Origin of the sequence: Streptomyces sp. NPDC086549 (assembly GCF_044746205.1) — a bacterium.
Classification (GTDB): domain Bacteria; phylum Actinomycetota; class Actinomycetes; order Streptomycetales; family Streptomycetaceae; genus Streptomyces.
The window spans coordinates 155,718-169,077 of the sequence record NZ_JBIVBS010000003.1 but is presented as its reverse complement, the minus strand read 5'-3'; the positions used below and the strand labels follow the sequence as shown (position 1 = coordinate 169,077).

Annotated in this window: 13 protein-coding genes; 9 read left to right on the top strand and 4 right to left on the bottom strand. The window is 71.8% G+C overall.

The window, feature by feature from the left end; genetic code table 11:
* Positions 1 to 81 precede the first annotated feature (81 nt).
* Positions 82 to 456: a hypothetical protein gene (locus ACIPSA_RS11705; RefSeq protein ID WP_402632192.1), complete on the top strand. Its 375-nt coding sequence runs from the start codon at positions 82 to 84 to the stop codon at positions 454 to 456.
* 147 nt (positions 457 to 603) lie between these two features.
* Positions 604 to 1,371: a pirin family protein gene (locus ACIPSA_RS11700; protein WP_402632189.1), complete on the top strand. Its 768-nt coding sequence runs from the start codon at positions 604 to 606 to the stop codon at positions 1,369 to 1,371.
* Positions 1,372 to 1,471: 100 nt separating this feature from the next.
* Here ACIPSA_RS11700 and ACIPSA_RS11695 read toward each other — a convergent pair whose 3' ends face one another.
* Both ACIPSA_RS11695 and ACIPSA_RS11690 read right to left on the bottom strand, forming a co-directional pair.
* Positions 1,472 to 3,376, bottom strand: coding sequence for an FHA domain-containing protein (locus ACIPSA_RS11695; protein WP_402632186.1), 1,905 nt, complete (start codon positions 3,374 to 3,376; stop codon positions 1,472 to 1,474).
* Positions 3,377 to 3,697: 321 nt separating this feature from the next.
* The gene (locus ACIPSA_RS11690) at positions 3,698 to 5,239 is read right to left on the bottom strand and encodes an IucA/IucC family protein (RefSeq protein WP_402632183.1); all 1,542 of its coding nucleotides are present in this window, start codon (positions 5,237 to 5,239) and stop codon (positions 3,698 to 3,700) included.
* 122 nt (positions 5,240 to 5,361) lie between these two features.
* Between ACIPSA_RS11690 and ACIPSA_RS11685 the strand changes: the two genes are divergently transcribed.
* Genes ACIPSA_RS11685 through ACIPSA_RS11675 form a run of 3 tightly spaced genes read left to right on the top strand, consistent with a single transcriptional unit; the run spans position 5,362 to position 8,951 of the window.
* The gene (locus ACIPSA_RS11685; RefSeq protein WP_402632180.1) at positions 5,362 to 6,870 is read left to right on the top strand and encodes an IucA/IucC family protein; all 1,509 of its coding nucleotides are present in this window, start codon (positions 5,362 to 5,364) and stop codon (positions 6,868 to 6,870) included.
* A gap of 9 nt (positions 6,871 to 6,879) precedes the next feature.
* A complete protein-coding gene (locus ACIPSA_RS11680; RefSeq protein WP_402632177.1) occupies positions 6,880 to 8,142 on the top strand; it encodes a VWA domain-containing protein in 1,263 nt (420 codons plus the stop codon).
* Positions 8,142 to 8,951, top strand: coding sequence for a hypothetical protein (locus ACIPSA_RS11675; RefSeq protein ID WP_402632175.1), 810 nt, complete (start codon positions 8,142 to 8,144; stop codon positions 8,949 to 8,951). Before ACIPSA_RS11680 ends, ACIPSA_RS11675 begins: the two co-directional genes overlap by 1 nt.
* An 81-nt stretch (positions 8,952 to 9,032) precedes the next feature.
* On the opposite strand, the gene ACIPSA_RS11670 is transcribed toward ACIPSA_RS11675, so the two are convergent.
* The gene (locus ACIPSA_RS11670; RefSeq protein WP_402632172.1) at positions 9,033 to 9,659 is read right to left on the bottom strand and encodes a winged helix-turn-helix transcriptional regulator; all 627 of its coding nucleotides are present in this window, start codon (positions 9,657 to 9,659) and stop codon (positions 9,033 to 9,035) included.
* An 81-nt stretch (positions 9,660 to 9,740) separates the two neighbouring features.
* Here ACIPSA_RS11670 and ACIPSA_RS11665 point away from each other — a divergent pair, with 81 nt between their 5' ends.
* The 4 genes from ACIPSA_RS11665 (at position 9,741) to ACIPSA_RS11650 (ending at position 12,859) form a co-directional block, all read left to right on the top strand.
* Positions 9,741 to 10,949 carry a pyridoxal phosphate-dependent aminotransferase gene (locus tag ACIPSA_RS11665; protein ID WP_402632169.1) on the top strand — a complete coding sequence of 403 codons (1,209 nt, stop codon included), beginning with the start codon at positions 9,741 to 9,743 and terminating at the stop codon, positions 10,947 to 10,949.
* 21 nt (positions 10,950 to 10,970) lie between these two features.
* The gene (locus ACIPSA_RS11660) at positions 10,971 to 11,576 is read left to right on the top strand and encodes a histidine phosphatase family protein (protein WP_402632166.1); all 606 of its coding nucleotides are present in this window, start codon (positions 10,971 to 10,973) and stop codon (positions 11,574 to 11,576) included.
* 166 nt (positions 11,577 to 11,742) lie between these two features.
* Complete coding sequence (locus ACIPSA_RS11655) at positions 11,743 to 12,384, top strand: hypothetical protein (RefSeq protein WP_402632164.1); 642 nt, start codon at positions 11,743 to 11,745, stop codon at positions 12,382 to 12,384.
* A 52-nt stretch (positions 12,385 to 12,436) separates the two neighbouring features.
* Entirely contained in the window at positions 12,437 to 12,859 is a 423-nt protein-coding gene (locus ACIPSA_RS11650; RefSeq protein WP_402632161.1) for an acyl-CoA thioesterase, read from the top strand.
* Between the two features lie 30 nt (positions 12,860 to 12,889).
* Here ACIPSA_RS11650 and ACIPSA_RS11645 read toward each other — a convergent pair whose 3' ends face one another.
* Positions 12,890 to 13,291 carry a winged helix-turn-helix transcriptional regulator gene (locus ACIPSA_RS11645; protein ID WP_402632158.1) on the bottom strand — a complete coding sequence of 134 codons (402 nt, stop codon included), beginning with the start codon at positions 13,289 to 13,291 and terminating at the stop codon, positions 12,890 to 12,892.
* Positions 13,292 to 13,360 lie beyond the last annotated feature (69 nt).

The window sequence follows — 13,360 nt, the reverse complement described above, 5'->3', positions numbered from 1 at the left end:
TTGCCCCGTACTCGATCCCGGCGGGACCGGGGCCGGATCAAGGCCGGCACGCCTGGGCCCCCTCGCGAAGGAGCTGATCCCATGAACACGCGATGGCACGGCATCTCGCGTCGGCGAGGCATGGTGCTGGCCGGCACGGTGGCCGCCCTCCTGACCTCGGGCGGAGTGGCCGCGGCGGCGGCCTCGGGCGATCACGGCACGGCCAAGCACGACGGCGTCACCATCACCAAGGTGTCCGGCAACCCCCACCCGCACCACATTCGGCCGGCCACCCCCACCAAGGTGCGCGACCTCAAGACCGGCGAAGGCACGGACGAGCAGACCACTCTCACCGAGGTGCCCGGCGTGGACCTGCCGGACGACGCGGTGCCGCTGGAGGAGCCCACGCCACTGCCGGACACCCCCGTCGCCATCGGCGACGAGGGGGCCACCACGGAGCTGCCGCCCACACAGTGACGCCACCGAGGGGGCAAAACGCTCGGCCGGGGCTTCCCGGCCGAGCGTTTCGTTCAATGACTTTAACATTCAAGCGATCCAGGCGTATCGTGAATTCAGAATGTTGAACATTGAAACTTTTGGACCCTCGTGGAGAGGAAGCGCACCATGAGCGCACTGCCGGCACCCAGCGTGGACGTACGACGCGCCGGCCGGCGGCCGGCCAGCCGGTTGTCCTGGCTCGACTCCAAGCACTCGTTCTCCCTCGGTACCCACCAGCCGGATCCGGCCAACACGCACCACGGTCTGCTGCTGGTCAACAACGAGGACCTGGTGCAGCCGGGTACGGGCTTCGAGACGCACCCGCACCGGGACATGGAGATCGTCACCTGGGTTCTCCAGGGCTCGCTGGTCCACCAGGACTCCACCGGCCACTCCGGCGTGATCTACCCCGGGCTGGCCCAGCGGATGAGTGGCGGCACCGGCATCCTGCACTCGGAGAAGAACGACTCCTACAGGGCGACCGGCGAACCTCCCACCGACCCGGTGCACTTCGTCCAGATGTGGGTCCTGCCCGACGAGGCCGGCGTCGCGCCGGGCTACGAACAGCTCGAAATCGACGGCGAGTTGCTGTCCGGAGGGCTGGTCACGGTGGCGTCCGGCATGGACAGGGACCAAGGCGCGAGCGCCATCCGGATCCGGAACCGGCATGCCGCGCTGCACGCGGCACGGCTGCGCCCCGGACAGCATGTGGCCCTGCCCGAGGCACCGTACCTGCACCTGTTCGTCGCCCGCGGCTCGGTGGACCTGGAGGGCACGGGCGCACTCCACCAGGGCGACGCCGTGCGTTTCACCGCCACGGGCGGCCACCGGATCAGCGCCACCGGGCCCGCCGAGATCCTCGTGTGGGAGATGCACGCCACCGTCGCCGTGTGACCGGAGCGAATCCTCAAGGGAGGCGGCCGGCCCGGGCGGCCTCGTCACACCGGACAGCCGGGCGCTGCCGGTCACGGAACAGCGCCCGGAACTGTCCGGACTACGGCTGGGCGGCCGGCTCCAGCGCTTCGACGGCAGCGGCGGCCGCGGAGGAGTCCTGGCCGTAGAAGATGTCGATGTCGACTTCTTCGCCGCCCATGGTCAACGTGTCCCAGGCGCCGCTGAGGACGAGCATGCGCAGCGTGGCGGGCTGCAGGGTGCCCAGGCGTTCCAGGATCGCCTCGTCGTCCGGCATTCCGGGCAGACGGGAGGCGAGCCTTTCACGAATGGCCCGCATGCGTTCCAGAAGCGTCGCGGTGTCCGACTCGCGGTCGGGCTCATCGGTGATCCCGTTGATGCCGTGCTCGATGATGTCCTTGATCGCCCAGGTGACACCCTGGTCGTCGGTGGTGACCATCGCCTTCCACGCACGGCTCTTGTGCCGGTACTGGAGCATCGACATGGCGGCTTCGTGCCGCAGGAAGTCCGCGTCCCGGAAAGCCCTTCCGTTCCAGGCCCCGTTGAGGGAGCGGGCCAGCGATATGGCCGAGGCGAGACCGCTGTTGAGCCCGCGGCCCGGCCAGAAGTGGATGGCGTTGGCGGCGTCGCCGAGCAGGAAGCCGTAGGTACCGGGCGAGTTGGCGGTGGGGGGCAGCAGTTCGGCGGAGAAGCGCGGGCGTTGCACCATGTCCAGGCGGAAGCTGGTGACCGCGGTCAGGTCGTCGGACTGGACGCCGAACAGCAGCAGTCCCTCGCGCACCCGCTTCCACAGGGGCGAGCCCTTGATCAGGGCGGGCAGGAACAGCGTGCCGTGGGTGGAGCACTGGAAGTCGCCGTGTTCGTCGCGGTTCATCAGGCACGGCCGGGAGGCTATGCACTCCTCGAAGACGCGGCGGACCGGGTCGAGGCCGATGACCTCCGCCGCCTCGGCGTCGGTCAGCCGCATGTTGAGGAAGCCCTCGCCGCGCAGCGAGTTGAGCAGGAAGCGGTTCTGGGCGACCGTCAGCAGGACCGCCATGGGGTCGGGCAGGCCGGACTGCACGCGCAGGCCGAGGATGACGTCCTGCAGATGGCGGCCGTCGAGCGAGTAGATGGACTCGTCGGCCTTGCCGAACCGGGCGGCGAAGTGCTCCCGGGTGCGCGACCGCCCGCCGTCGCAGATGGCGAGCACATGCTGCGTGGTGAGCGCGTCCTGCTGTTCCGCCGGGTCGAACCGGGCGGGTATGAGCCGGATCCGGTCCCGCTTCTCGTTCGCCAGCTCCAGCAGCCGGTCCTCGATGTAGGCGATACGCATGTTGCGCGGGTGGTGGTCGCCGACCGAGTCCGGGCCGGAGGGCCACATCTCGGTGTAATGCTTCGGATCGAAGAGGCGGGCCCGGACCTCCTCCGGCCACGCGAGGTACTGGCGGCTCTGCACGGTCACCACCTGCTGGCGCCGCACATTGCCTTCGTCCTGGCTCTTCCAGACGACGGTGCGACCCTGCTTGCGCCATCTGCCCTCGTAGACGGTGATCTGCGCCTGGGCCCCGAGGAAGTGCTCCAGCAGCAGGGCGAAGGACAGCCCGACGGGGCCCCCGCCCACGACGGTGACCCGCAGCACCGGCCCCTGTTCCCCCTCGGCACCGTGGGTCACGGACCGGGGCAGGGAGAGCGCCATGAGGGTCTCCATGGCGTCCGCCACCTCGAAGCGGAACTCCTGGTCCCCCAACGTGATCTCGTCACCGGGCTGCAGCAGCCGGTTCTCCACCTCCTCCCCGTTGACCAGCGTGCCGTTGCTGCTCTCGCAGTCGCGCAGCACGTATCCCTCGTCCTCGTCGAAGACGATCTCCGCATGAAAGCGCGAGACGCTCAGACTGGAGATGACGACGGTGTTCTCGGAGTTGCGTCCGAAGGTGACGCGGGTGTCGAGGATCGGGATGCGCTCTCCCGCCAGCAGACCTTGGAGCCCGACAAGCACCGGTGCCACGGCACTTCCTTCCAGGGGTGGATGACATCGATATCGCTGCGGTGCCACCGGACAGCTCGACGCACGTCCGCGCCGGACGGCGGTCGACCGGCGCAAACAGCGACACGCTGGACATGTTGCCGAGCCGTGGACCGATCACAGGCGATGGCGGCACGGCTCTCCCGGAGACGTGCGGCCCTCTGCCCCAACTGCCCCCATTGGGGAGCATATACTTGCTTAGCCAAGTACTTCCAGTGTGCACTTCGCTGCGCTCCCGTGTGATCCACAGGACTTCGTCGTCGGCTCCCGGCCCATGGCCCGCGCCAGAGCAGGAACAGGGTCTCACTCCCCGGGCCGCCGCACCACCACGGCGCCGGCGAGCGGGTTCGGCAGCGGCAGGTAGCGGGCGTCGGCACCGTCCGCGCCGGTCCAGCGCAGCAGGAGGTTCGTCTTGCCGGGCAGGGTGGGCGAGTTGAGCAGCGCGGCGATCTCGGGGAGGTCGTGGCGGGCGAGTTCGCGGCGGGCGGCGGGCCAGGGGTCGAGGCCCGGGTGGTGCTCGGCCAGGGCGGCGGCGATCTCGGCGAGGTGGTTGACGACCAGGCAGTACACCAGGCGCTCCCACCCGGCGGCCCGGGACACGTCCGGCAGCAGCTTGACGCCCTCGGCGTCCCGGAACAGCGCCTGCACCGGGACGCCGGAGGCGTCCACGGCGACCAGGGTGTTCTGCAGGTGGGCCTCCAGGACGACGCCGTGGTCCGCGAAGGCCGCCAGGACCGGGGGGACCACCTGGCGCAGGTACGCCTCCCACCAGGTGGCGGGGTCGGGGGCGGTGGCCAGCGGGTTGCCGTCGAAACCCTCCGCCAGGCCCGCGGCGAGCAGCGGGGTCGCACCGGGCAGGAGGTGGCCGCGCAGTCCGTCGCGGACGAGGACGGCCAGCTCCTCGAAGGCGAAGCCGGCGGTGCGGTAGCCGCGGTCGCTCAGCCAGGCGGCCGGCGGGTCGATCGCGGCGAAGGCCCGGGTCGCGGCCGTGTCGGTGCGGCGCAGTCTCAGCAGGTCGTGGCGCCACAGGCGGCGGATGTCGTTGGTGATGCGCACATCGAGGCTGAATTTCACGAAGAGATCAGCCCGCGGCACGTAGTCGCCCCGCGGCACGTACAGGGTGCGGATCGCGGCCGTGGGCCGCGCCTCGAACGCGGTCGTGCCCAGCCGGACCAGGCGGCCGTCCGCGAAGGCGGGGGCGAGGTCCCGGCCGACCAGGTCGAGCTGCCAGGGGTGGGCGGGCAGCAGCCGGTAGCCGGGCGGGGCGGTGCCGAGGGCGTCCAGCGCGGAGGTGTCGCCCTCCTCGACGACCGTGTCCTCACGTACGCCGAGCAGCACCAGTGGGAAGCGCGCGTGCGCCTCGGGGGCGTACGGCAGCCAGCCCGCGACGGGGCCGCCTCCGCGGGCCTTGGGAGCGGGATGGTACGGATGGCCGGTGATCAGGGACTGCTCGGAGCGCAGATACAGGTCGTCGGGCGGCGTCGCCCCGGCGCGTGCGGTGAGCAGCGCGGCGACCGCGTCCCGGCTGTCGGTCATCTCGACCGGCAGCTCGTCGTTGGACAGTCCCGTGTGCCCGCGCAGCTCGTCGGCGACCAGCTTCACCAGATCGGCGTGGCCGAGGGGCTGCCAGGCGCCGTCCGTGTGCACCTCGGGGCCGGCGGGCCGCCGGCCGCCGCGCACGCGCAGCAGACGGCCGCCCGGCAGCCGGTACACCCGCGGTTCCCCGGATCCGGGGAGCGGCTGGGCCACCTCCCGCAGCAGGCAGTTGAGCAGGGGAGCTGCCGCGTACGCGTCGGCACGCCGTCCGACGTCGTCGCTGGGGGGCATGAGGTCCACGCGATCCATTCGTTCTCTTGCGTCCACAGGGTCCGATCGCGATCAGTATGTCTGTCGTTCAGGTCGTCTCCGTCGCCTCCGTCGTCGCTGACCATCGTGACCCTCCTGTCCATTCCCCGAGGAGCCCGCCCGTGCACCGTCCCCCCACCGTCGAGGCGCAGGTCGCCGCCGAGCTGGCCGATGCCCGGCCCGGCCTCGTGCCCCGGTACTCGGCCGAGCTGCCAGGCGCCCGGGCGGCCGTGCTGACCCGTCTGTGGCGGGCGCTCGCCCACGAACCGCTGCCCTGGATCACCCGCCGGGCGCCCGGCCCCCAGGGCCTTGCGCTGCGCCTTGCCGACGGCCGCGCGCTGCACGGGCCGCGCGCGGACCCGTACGCGACCGGCGCCTACGTCACCGCCGTACATCTCGACGACGAGCAGTACGACGACCCGGCACGCCTGATGACCGACCTCGCGGTGCCGCACTCGGCGGGGTTCGCGGCCGAACTCGGGCACAGCGTGGCCTCGTTGGCGCTGTCCCGGGCCGGACACCCGGCCCACCCGAAGGAGTGGCCCGCGCGGGACTGGGAGTGGGAGCAGCGCGTGGTCGACGGGCATCCGTTCCATCCCAACTGCCGTTCCCGTCCCGGCTTCTCGGTGGCGGAGCAGCTCGCGTACGGCCCGGAGCACGGGCCGGTGGTGGAGCTGAGGACCGTCCCCGTCCCGCGGGACGAGTGCCTGCTGACCGGGTCGTGGCCGGCGGACGGGGAGCGTCTGCTGATCCCGGTGCACCCCTGGCAGGCGGCCCACGTCCTCAAGCTCTCCGGCGAGGGCGGGCAGCCCGCACACCCCCTGATGTCCCTGCGCACCCTCGCCCTGCCCGACGGGCCGCATGTGAAGACCGCGCTCAGCACACGGCTCACGTCCTCGGTGCGGGACATCTCGGAGTACTCGATCGGGGTGTCCGCGACCCTGTCGTCCTTCGCGGAGGACCTGGCGGCCCGTACGGACGGGCTGTTGCACGTCACGCGCACGCTGGGCGCGGTGACGGCCCACTCCCCGGACCTGGCGGCCGTGCTGCGCGAGTCGCCGCGGCTGTACGCCGGGCCGGGCGAGCACGTCCTGCCGGTGGGGGCCCTGGCCACGACGGGCCTGCAGGACTCCCCCGCCTGGCTGGCCGGCTTCACCCGCCTCGCCCTCGGGGTCGGCCTGCGCCTCCTCGAACTGGGTGTGGCCCTGGAGGCGCACGGCCAGAACCTCCTCGTGGTGCTCTCCGCAACGGGCGCTCCCCTGCGCCTGGTCTACCGGGACCTCGCCGACATCCGCGTCAGCCCCGCCCGCCTGGCCCGCCACGGCATCCGCCCGCCCGGCCTGTCGGGCCGCCTGGTCACGGACGACGAAACGGCCCTGCGCCGCAAGCTGTTCGGCTCCCTGGTGGCGGGCGCGCTGGCGGGTACGGCGGGCTCGGGCGCCGCGCTGCGGACGGCCTTGGAGACCGCCGTACGGGACCTGCCGCGCACCCCCGATCTGACGGCGCTGTGCGAGGAGCCGCTGCCGGCGAAGGCGTTGACGCTGATGCGGCTGTCGCCGCAGACTCCCGGCGACCAGTGGTTCGGCCTGCCGAACCCGCTCGTTTTGGAGCCCGACACCTCTGATCAATAAGATCCGCCGATGATCAGAACACAACGGCTGGCGGCAGGAGTCTGCGCCCTGCTCGCCGCCCTGACGGCCGGGATCGCGTTCCCCGCCGGAGCGGTCGCCGACGAGACGGACCAGGCCGCTCCGAAGGTGGAACTCGTCCTCGACGTCAGCGGTTCCATGCGCGCACGGGACATAGACGGCGGGTCGCGGATGGCCGCGGCGAAGCAGGCGTTCAACGAGGTGCTCGACGCGACGCCCGAGGAGGTCCAGCTCGGCATCCGGACCCTGGGCGCCAACTACCGCGGCAACGACCGGAAGACGGGCTGCAAGGACACCGCACAGCTCTACCCGGTCAGCACGCTGGACCGCACCGAGGCGAAGACCGCGGTCGCCACGCTGACGCCGACCGGCTGGACCCCCATCGGTCCCGCGCTGCTGAAGGCCGCCGACGACCTGAACGGCGGCAACGGCACCCGCAGGATCGTCCTGATCAGCGACGGCGAGGACACCTGCCAGCCGCTGGACCCGTGCGAGGTGGCGCGCGAGATCGCGGCCAAGGGCATCGGGCTGACCATCGACACCCTCGGCCTGGTGCCGGACGCCAAGACCCGTGACCAGCTCAGCTGCATCGCGGACGCGACGGGCGGCACCTACACCGACGTGCGGCACAAGGAGGAACTCAGCGACCGGGTCGGCGAGTTGGTCGACCGGGCCGCCGATCCGGTGGTGACACCGGTGGCCACGGAGGGTGCGGCGCAGTGCGCGAACGCGCCCGCGCTGAAGTCCGGCCTCTACACGGACCACGAGGAGTTCGGGCAGCAGCGCTGGTACAAGGTGGCCGTCAACCCCGGCCAGGAGCTGCGCGCCTCCGTGAGCGTGGCCGACGACCGGGCGACCGACCCCGACTACGGCGTGCTGCTGCGGGCGGTCACGGTGCACGGCCGCGAGATCGTGCGCGGTGAGGCCGCGGGCGACGGCCGTACGGACATGATCTCCACGGGTCTGCGCTATCCGAGGCCGGAGAGCGACGACGACACGGCGACGGCCGAGACGGTGTGTCTCCAGGTCACCAACTCCTTCTCGGCGGCGGCCGGCGTGAAGACCACGCCAGGTCTGCCGCTGGAGCTGACCGTCGACGTCGTGGACGGTCCGGACAAGGCGGGCGACGTGGCCTCCTTCGGCCTCGGACGCGGCTGGTGGCTGCTCGGCGCGCTGGTACTGGCCGGCTTCGTCGCGGGTCTGCTGTGGGGCTGGCTGTCGCGCTGGCGGGTAGCGGTCTGGAGGACCAACTGATGAGAATCACACATGTGCTGAGTGCCGCACTGCTGGCCGTCGGACTGGCCGCGGGTCCGGCCGTCGCCGACTCCTCCCCTTCCCCGAGTGCCACTGACGACAGCAAGGCACCCACCCGGGCGGGCACCTCGTTCCGTACGGCGACCGAGATCGACCAGGGCGAGCAGGCCACCGCCAGCGGCTCCACCGGCGACTACATGTACTGGTCGTTCCCGGCCGACGCCGGCCAGCGCCCCACCGTCAAGGCGACGGTGAAGCTGCCGGACTCGCACAGCGCCGAGACGTGGCAGATCGACGTGTACGACGGTCTGCGCCGCCGGCAGGCCTGCCAGTACGGCGCCCAGAGCCGCACCGCCGCCCAGGGCGCGTCCTCGGTGGAGCTGGCCTGCGTGCTGCGCACGGTCCGTGCCTGGTCGGAGCCGTGGGCCAACGACCCGCTGCCGGGCACGTACTACATCCGGCTGACGGTGGTGAACCTCGGCGCGTCCGACCTCGGTCAGCCGGTCGGCGCCGAGGTCCGGGTCGACTCCAAGGACATCGGCGGCTCGGCCGCGGTGGACGGCTCGCTGGCGAAGCCGCTCGTCCCCGGGATCGCCGTCAAGTCGGAGTCCGGGGACGACGGTTCGGACTCGGCGAAGCCCGCCGTGCTGTCCGGCATCGAGCCCGGCGACGGCTGGTCCTCCGGCTGGTGGACCGACCGCTGGGTGTGGACCGCCTTGGGCGGCGTACTGGCCGCACTCGCCGGTATCGGCGGGTACGCGCTGACGCGCGGTTCGGGGCGGCCGTCCCGGGTGCCGCCGGGCGTCTGAGTCACCGCACAGGGTCCGCCACGCTCGCGTGGCGGACCCTTTCCCTTTCACGGTCCTTGCACGGTCCTTGCACGGTCCTTTTCAGGCCTCCCGAAGCGCCTTGGCCAGGGCGCCGTCACCGGTCACCGCGATCCGGCCGTCCCGCACCGCGTCCAGCACGTCCGACTCGCCCCGTATGACGGCCGTACAGGTGGCGGAGTCGAGGACGAGCCGCGCGTCGGGCTCGGCGGGTGCGGGCCCGTCGCCGTACACGGCACCCTCCTCGGCTCCGAGGAACAGATGGAAGTCCCCTTCCTCCAAGTGGACTTCGACCAGCCCCGCACCCTCCAGCCCGCGCGTCAGGGGCAGCGCGAACCAGTGCGCCCGTACGGCGTCGGTGGGCCGCCGCTCCCCCAGCTCGGGCTCCCCCCACTTCCCCAGCGCCTGCAGCACGGGCAGCAACTCCCGTCCCCGTGCCGTGAGTTCGTACACGTAGGCCGCACCCGGCGGAGGGAGGCGGCGCCGCGTCGCGAGACCGTCCCGCTCCATGTCCTTCAGCCGCGAGGCGAGTACGTCCGTGCTGACCCCCGGCAGGTCCGCGTGCAGGTCCGTGTAGCGGCGCGGACCGGCGAGCAGCTCCCGGACGATCAGCAGGGTCCAGCGGTCGCCGACGAGGTCGAGTGCGCGGGCTGCGGAACAGTACTGGTCGTAGCTTCGGCGAGGTGACATGCGACGCAGTCTAGACGTGTTGTTGGACTTTCCAAGCTCACACTTGGTAAAACCAAGTAACACGAGTTTCCGGAGGGGCGCATGGAGTTCCGGCAGTCGAACAAGCTCAGCGAGGTCTGTTACGAGATCCGCGGCCCGGTGATCGAACACGCGAACGCGCTGGAGGAGGCGGGCCACAGCGTGCTGCGCCTGAACACCGGCAACCCGGCGCTGTTCGGCTTCGAGGCGCCGGAGGAGATCCTCCAGGACATGATCCGGATGCTCCCGCAGGCACACGGCTACACGGACTCGCGCGGCATCCTCTCGGCCCGCCGCGCCGTGGCCCAGCGCTACCAGGCGCTGGGCCTGGAGGTCGGCGTCGACGACGTCTTCCTCGGCAACGGCGTGTCCGAGCTGGTGTCGATGGCGGTGCAGGCGCTGGTGGAGGACGGCGACGAAATCCTGATCCCCGCCCCCGACTTCCCGCTCTGGACGGCCGTGACGACCCTCGCGGGCGGCAAGGCGGTCCACTACCTGTGCGACGAACAGGCCGACTGGTACCCGGACCTCGACGACATGGCGTCGAAGATCACCGACCGCACCAAGGCCGTCGTCATCATCAACCCGAACAACCCCACCGGCGCGGTCTACCCGAAGGAGATCGTCGAGGGCATCCTCGACCTCGCCCGCCGCCACGGCCTGATGGTCTTCGCCGACGAGATCTACGACCAGATCCTGTACGACGACGCCGTCCACCACTCGGCCGCCGCCCTCGCCCCCGACCTGGTCGTCCTCACCTTCTGCGGCCTGTCGAAGACCTACCGGGTGGCGGGCTTCCGCTCGGGCTGGCTGGTCGTCACCGGCCCGCGGCAGCACGCGAAGGACTACCTGGAGGGCCTGACCATGCTGGCCTCCATGCGTCTGTGCGCCAACGCGCCCGCCCAGTACGCCATCCAGGCCGCGCTCGGGGGCCGCCAGTCCATCCGGGAACTCACCGCGCCGGGCGGGAGGTTGCACGAACAGCGCAACGTGGCCTGGGAGAAGCTCAACGAGATCCCGGGTGTGTCGTGCGTGAAGCCGAAGGGCGCGCTGTACGCGTTCCCGCGGATCGACCCCAAGGTCCACCCGATCCACGACGACGAGAGGTTCGTCCTGGACCTGCTGCTGCGCGAGAAGATCCAGGTGGTCCAGGGGACGGGCTTCAACTGGCCGACGCCGGATCACTTCCGCATCCTCACCCTCCCCCACGCGGACGACCTGGAGGCGGCCATAGGGCGGATCGGGCGGTTCCTGAGCGGGTACCGGCAGTAACGGCCTCCTAGTGTGGGGCTCATGGGTGATCTCCTTCTCGTCCGGCACGGTGAGACCGAGTGGTCACGGTCCGGGCGGCACACCGGCTGGACGGACCTGCCGCTCACCGAGCACGGGCGGCAGCAGGCACGCGGGCTGGTACCGCTGATCCGCTCCCACCGGATCGGGACCGCGTTCGTCAGCCCGCTGCTGCGGGCGCGCGAGACCGCCGAGCTCATCGGCGCGCGCGACGCGCGCGTCGATGCCGACCTGCGGGAATGGGACTACGGCGGCTACGAGGGCGTGACGACCGCCGAGATCCAGCGCACCCGGCCCGGCTGGTTCCTGTTCAGGGACGGGGTCGCTCCGGGGCCGCCGGAGCACCCCGGGGAGACCCCGGAGCAGGTCGGGGAACGCGCCGACCGCGTCCTGGCCGAGGTGGACGCGGCCCTCACCGGCGCCGAGGGCGTCCTCCTCGTCGCGCACGGCCATTTCCTGCGGGTCCTCACCGCACGCCGCCTCGGGCTGCACCCGTCGCACGGGGCGCTGTTCCAGCTCGCGACCGGGACGCTGTGCATGCTGAGCACGGAGCACGAGCGGCCGGTGATCGCCGGGTGGAACCTCCGGCCGCCCGGTTCGCCCGAATAGCCGCGCACGGACCCGCGTAACCGCGCGCACGGACCCGCGTAACCGCGCGCACGGGCCCGTGGCCCCGGGTGCCGGCGGCCCGCCCCGTTGTCGGACCCCGGCCGTAGTCTTCGAGTGGGCCGCCCGGCAGGCGGCCACAGGGGCCGGCACCGGGGAGGAACAGGCCGTGACAGGACCGCCGACCGCCGCGCAGCGGCGTGTCATCGACGCCGCCGACCCGGTCACCGGACGGCTGCGGGGCACGGAGGCGCAGCTCGCGGCGCTGGTGAAGCGGGGGCTCGCCTTCCGGCACCCGCGTCCGCCGCACGACCACTTCCTGACACCGGCGGGACATCGCGTACGGGAGGCGGTGCCGGAGAGCACCGCCGGCCCGGTGGATCCCGCCCCGGCCGGCGGGGTCTTCGCGGCGCGCGTCGGCGGCGAGGAGGAAGGGGAAGAGCCGGGGGCCGGGTCCGGTCCGTCCCGGGTGCGTGAGGTGCACAGCGCCTGGCAGGGACTCCTCGAGCTGCGCAGGATGACCAATCCGGACGGTGCCACGGACCGGCCGTGCGGGTGGGAGCGCACGCATCTGGTGCGGGCCGCCGCACTCGCCCTGGAGGCGGCCGGGCACCGGCCGGCGCGGAAGGACGCCGACGGGTACCGGGTGCGCGCGACCCCGCAGCCGGAGGCGGTCGCCGTGTACGCGCCCGACGGCGAGGCCCTGCGGGCGTGTGCGGCCACGCTGGAGGGGGCGGGCTGGCAGGCCGGTGAGTACACGGAGCCGCGGACCCGGGCGCGCTATCTGCTGGCGTCCCCGCGCCGGGTGTGAACGGCGTGCCAGGATCGGGGGATCAACGCGCCGTACACGAGAAGGGGAAGTCGTGAGCGAACCGTATTCCGTCCGCGTGACCGTCCGCGGGTACGAGACCGACGTGCTGGGTCACCTCAACCAGGCGGTGTACCTCAACTACGCGGAGCACGCCCGCTGGTCGCTGCTCCAGGCCGCCGGGGTGAGCCAGGCCCGGCTCGTCGGCCGGGGCGTGGGCCCGGTGGCGCTGGAGACGACCATCCGCTACCGGCACGAGCTGCTCGCGGGCGACGAGGTCGACGTGACATGTGCCTTCGCATGGGGCGACGGCAGGACGTTCCGGATCCAGCAGACGTTACGCAGGACCGACGGCACGGTGGCGGCCGAGATCACCGCGGTCGGCGGCATCATGGACCTCAAGGAGCGGAAGCTGGTCGCGGACCCGCGGGAGATATTCAAGGAGCTGACGACGGATCCGGCCCTGTTCGGGCTGTAGCCGCCGTACGCTCCCGCGCCCTCGCGTCACCTACGCGTCGAGCAGTTCCGGCTGGTGCTCGGCGTCGTAGGCCGCCCGCGACTCGGCGACGTGGACGCGGTTGCGCTCGGCCCAGTCGGTCAGCCGCTGGAGCGTGTCGTGCAACTCACGTGCGACCTGGGTGAGTTCGTACTCCACCTTCGGCGGAACGGTCGGGTACACCGTGCGCGTCACCAGCCCGTCGCGCTCCAGGTTGCGCAGGGTGAGCGTCAGCATGCGACGGCTGATGCCCTCGATTCCGCGTTCCAACTCGGTGAAACGGATGGGACCCTGGGCCGCGGCGACCAGGATCTGGACGCTCCATTTTCCGGCGACCCTGTCAAGAACTTCGCGCACCGGGCACGCGTGCGCGTTCACTGCCTGGACGGTAACACCGGTGTTCCTCTGGGACATCGGACTGCCTCCTTACGCCTCCCCTCATGGTCACTCACGATGAACCCCGTTACAAGTCGTGCACCATGA

Coding starts and splice junctions, on each gene's coding strand:
- ACIPSA_RS11675 (WP_402632175.1), top strand. CDS start 8,142: ATGAGAATCACACATGTGCTGAGTGCCGCACTGCTGGCCGTCGGACTG.
- ACIPSA_RS11700 (WP_402632189.1), top strand. CDS start 604: ATGAGCGCACTGCCGGCACCCAGCGTGGACGTACGACGCGCCGGCCGG.
- ACIPSA_RS11680 (WP_402632177.1), top strand. CDS start 6,880: ATGATCAGAACACAACGGCTGGCGGCAGGAGTCTGCGCCCTGCTCGCC.
- ACIPSA_RS11705 (WP_402632192.1), top strand. CDS start 82: ATGAACACGCGATGGCACGGCATCTCGCGTCGGCGAGGCATGGTGCTG.
- ACIPSA_RS11645 (WP_402632158.1), bottom strand. CDS start 13,291: ATGTCCCAGAGGAACACCGGTGTTACCGTCCAGGCAGTGAACGCGCAC.
- ACIPSA_RS11660 (WP_402632166.1), top strand. CDS start 10,971: ATGGGTGATCTCCTTCTCGTCCGGCACGGTGAGACCGAGTGGTCACGG.
- ACIPSA_RS11665 (WP_402632169.1), top strand. CDS start 9,741: ATGGAGTTCCGGCAGTCGAACAAGCTCAGCGAGGTCTGTTACGAGATC.
- ACIPSA_RS11690 (WP_402632183.1), bottom strand. CDS start 5,239: ATGGATCGCGTGGACCTCATGCCCCCCAGCGACGACGTCGGACGGCGT.
- ACIPSA_RS11670 (WP_402632172.1), bottom strand. CDS start 9,659: ATGTCACCTCGCCGAAGCTACGACCAGTACTGTTCCGCAGCCCGCGCA.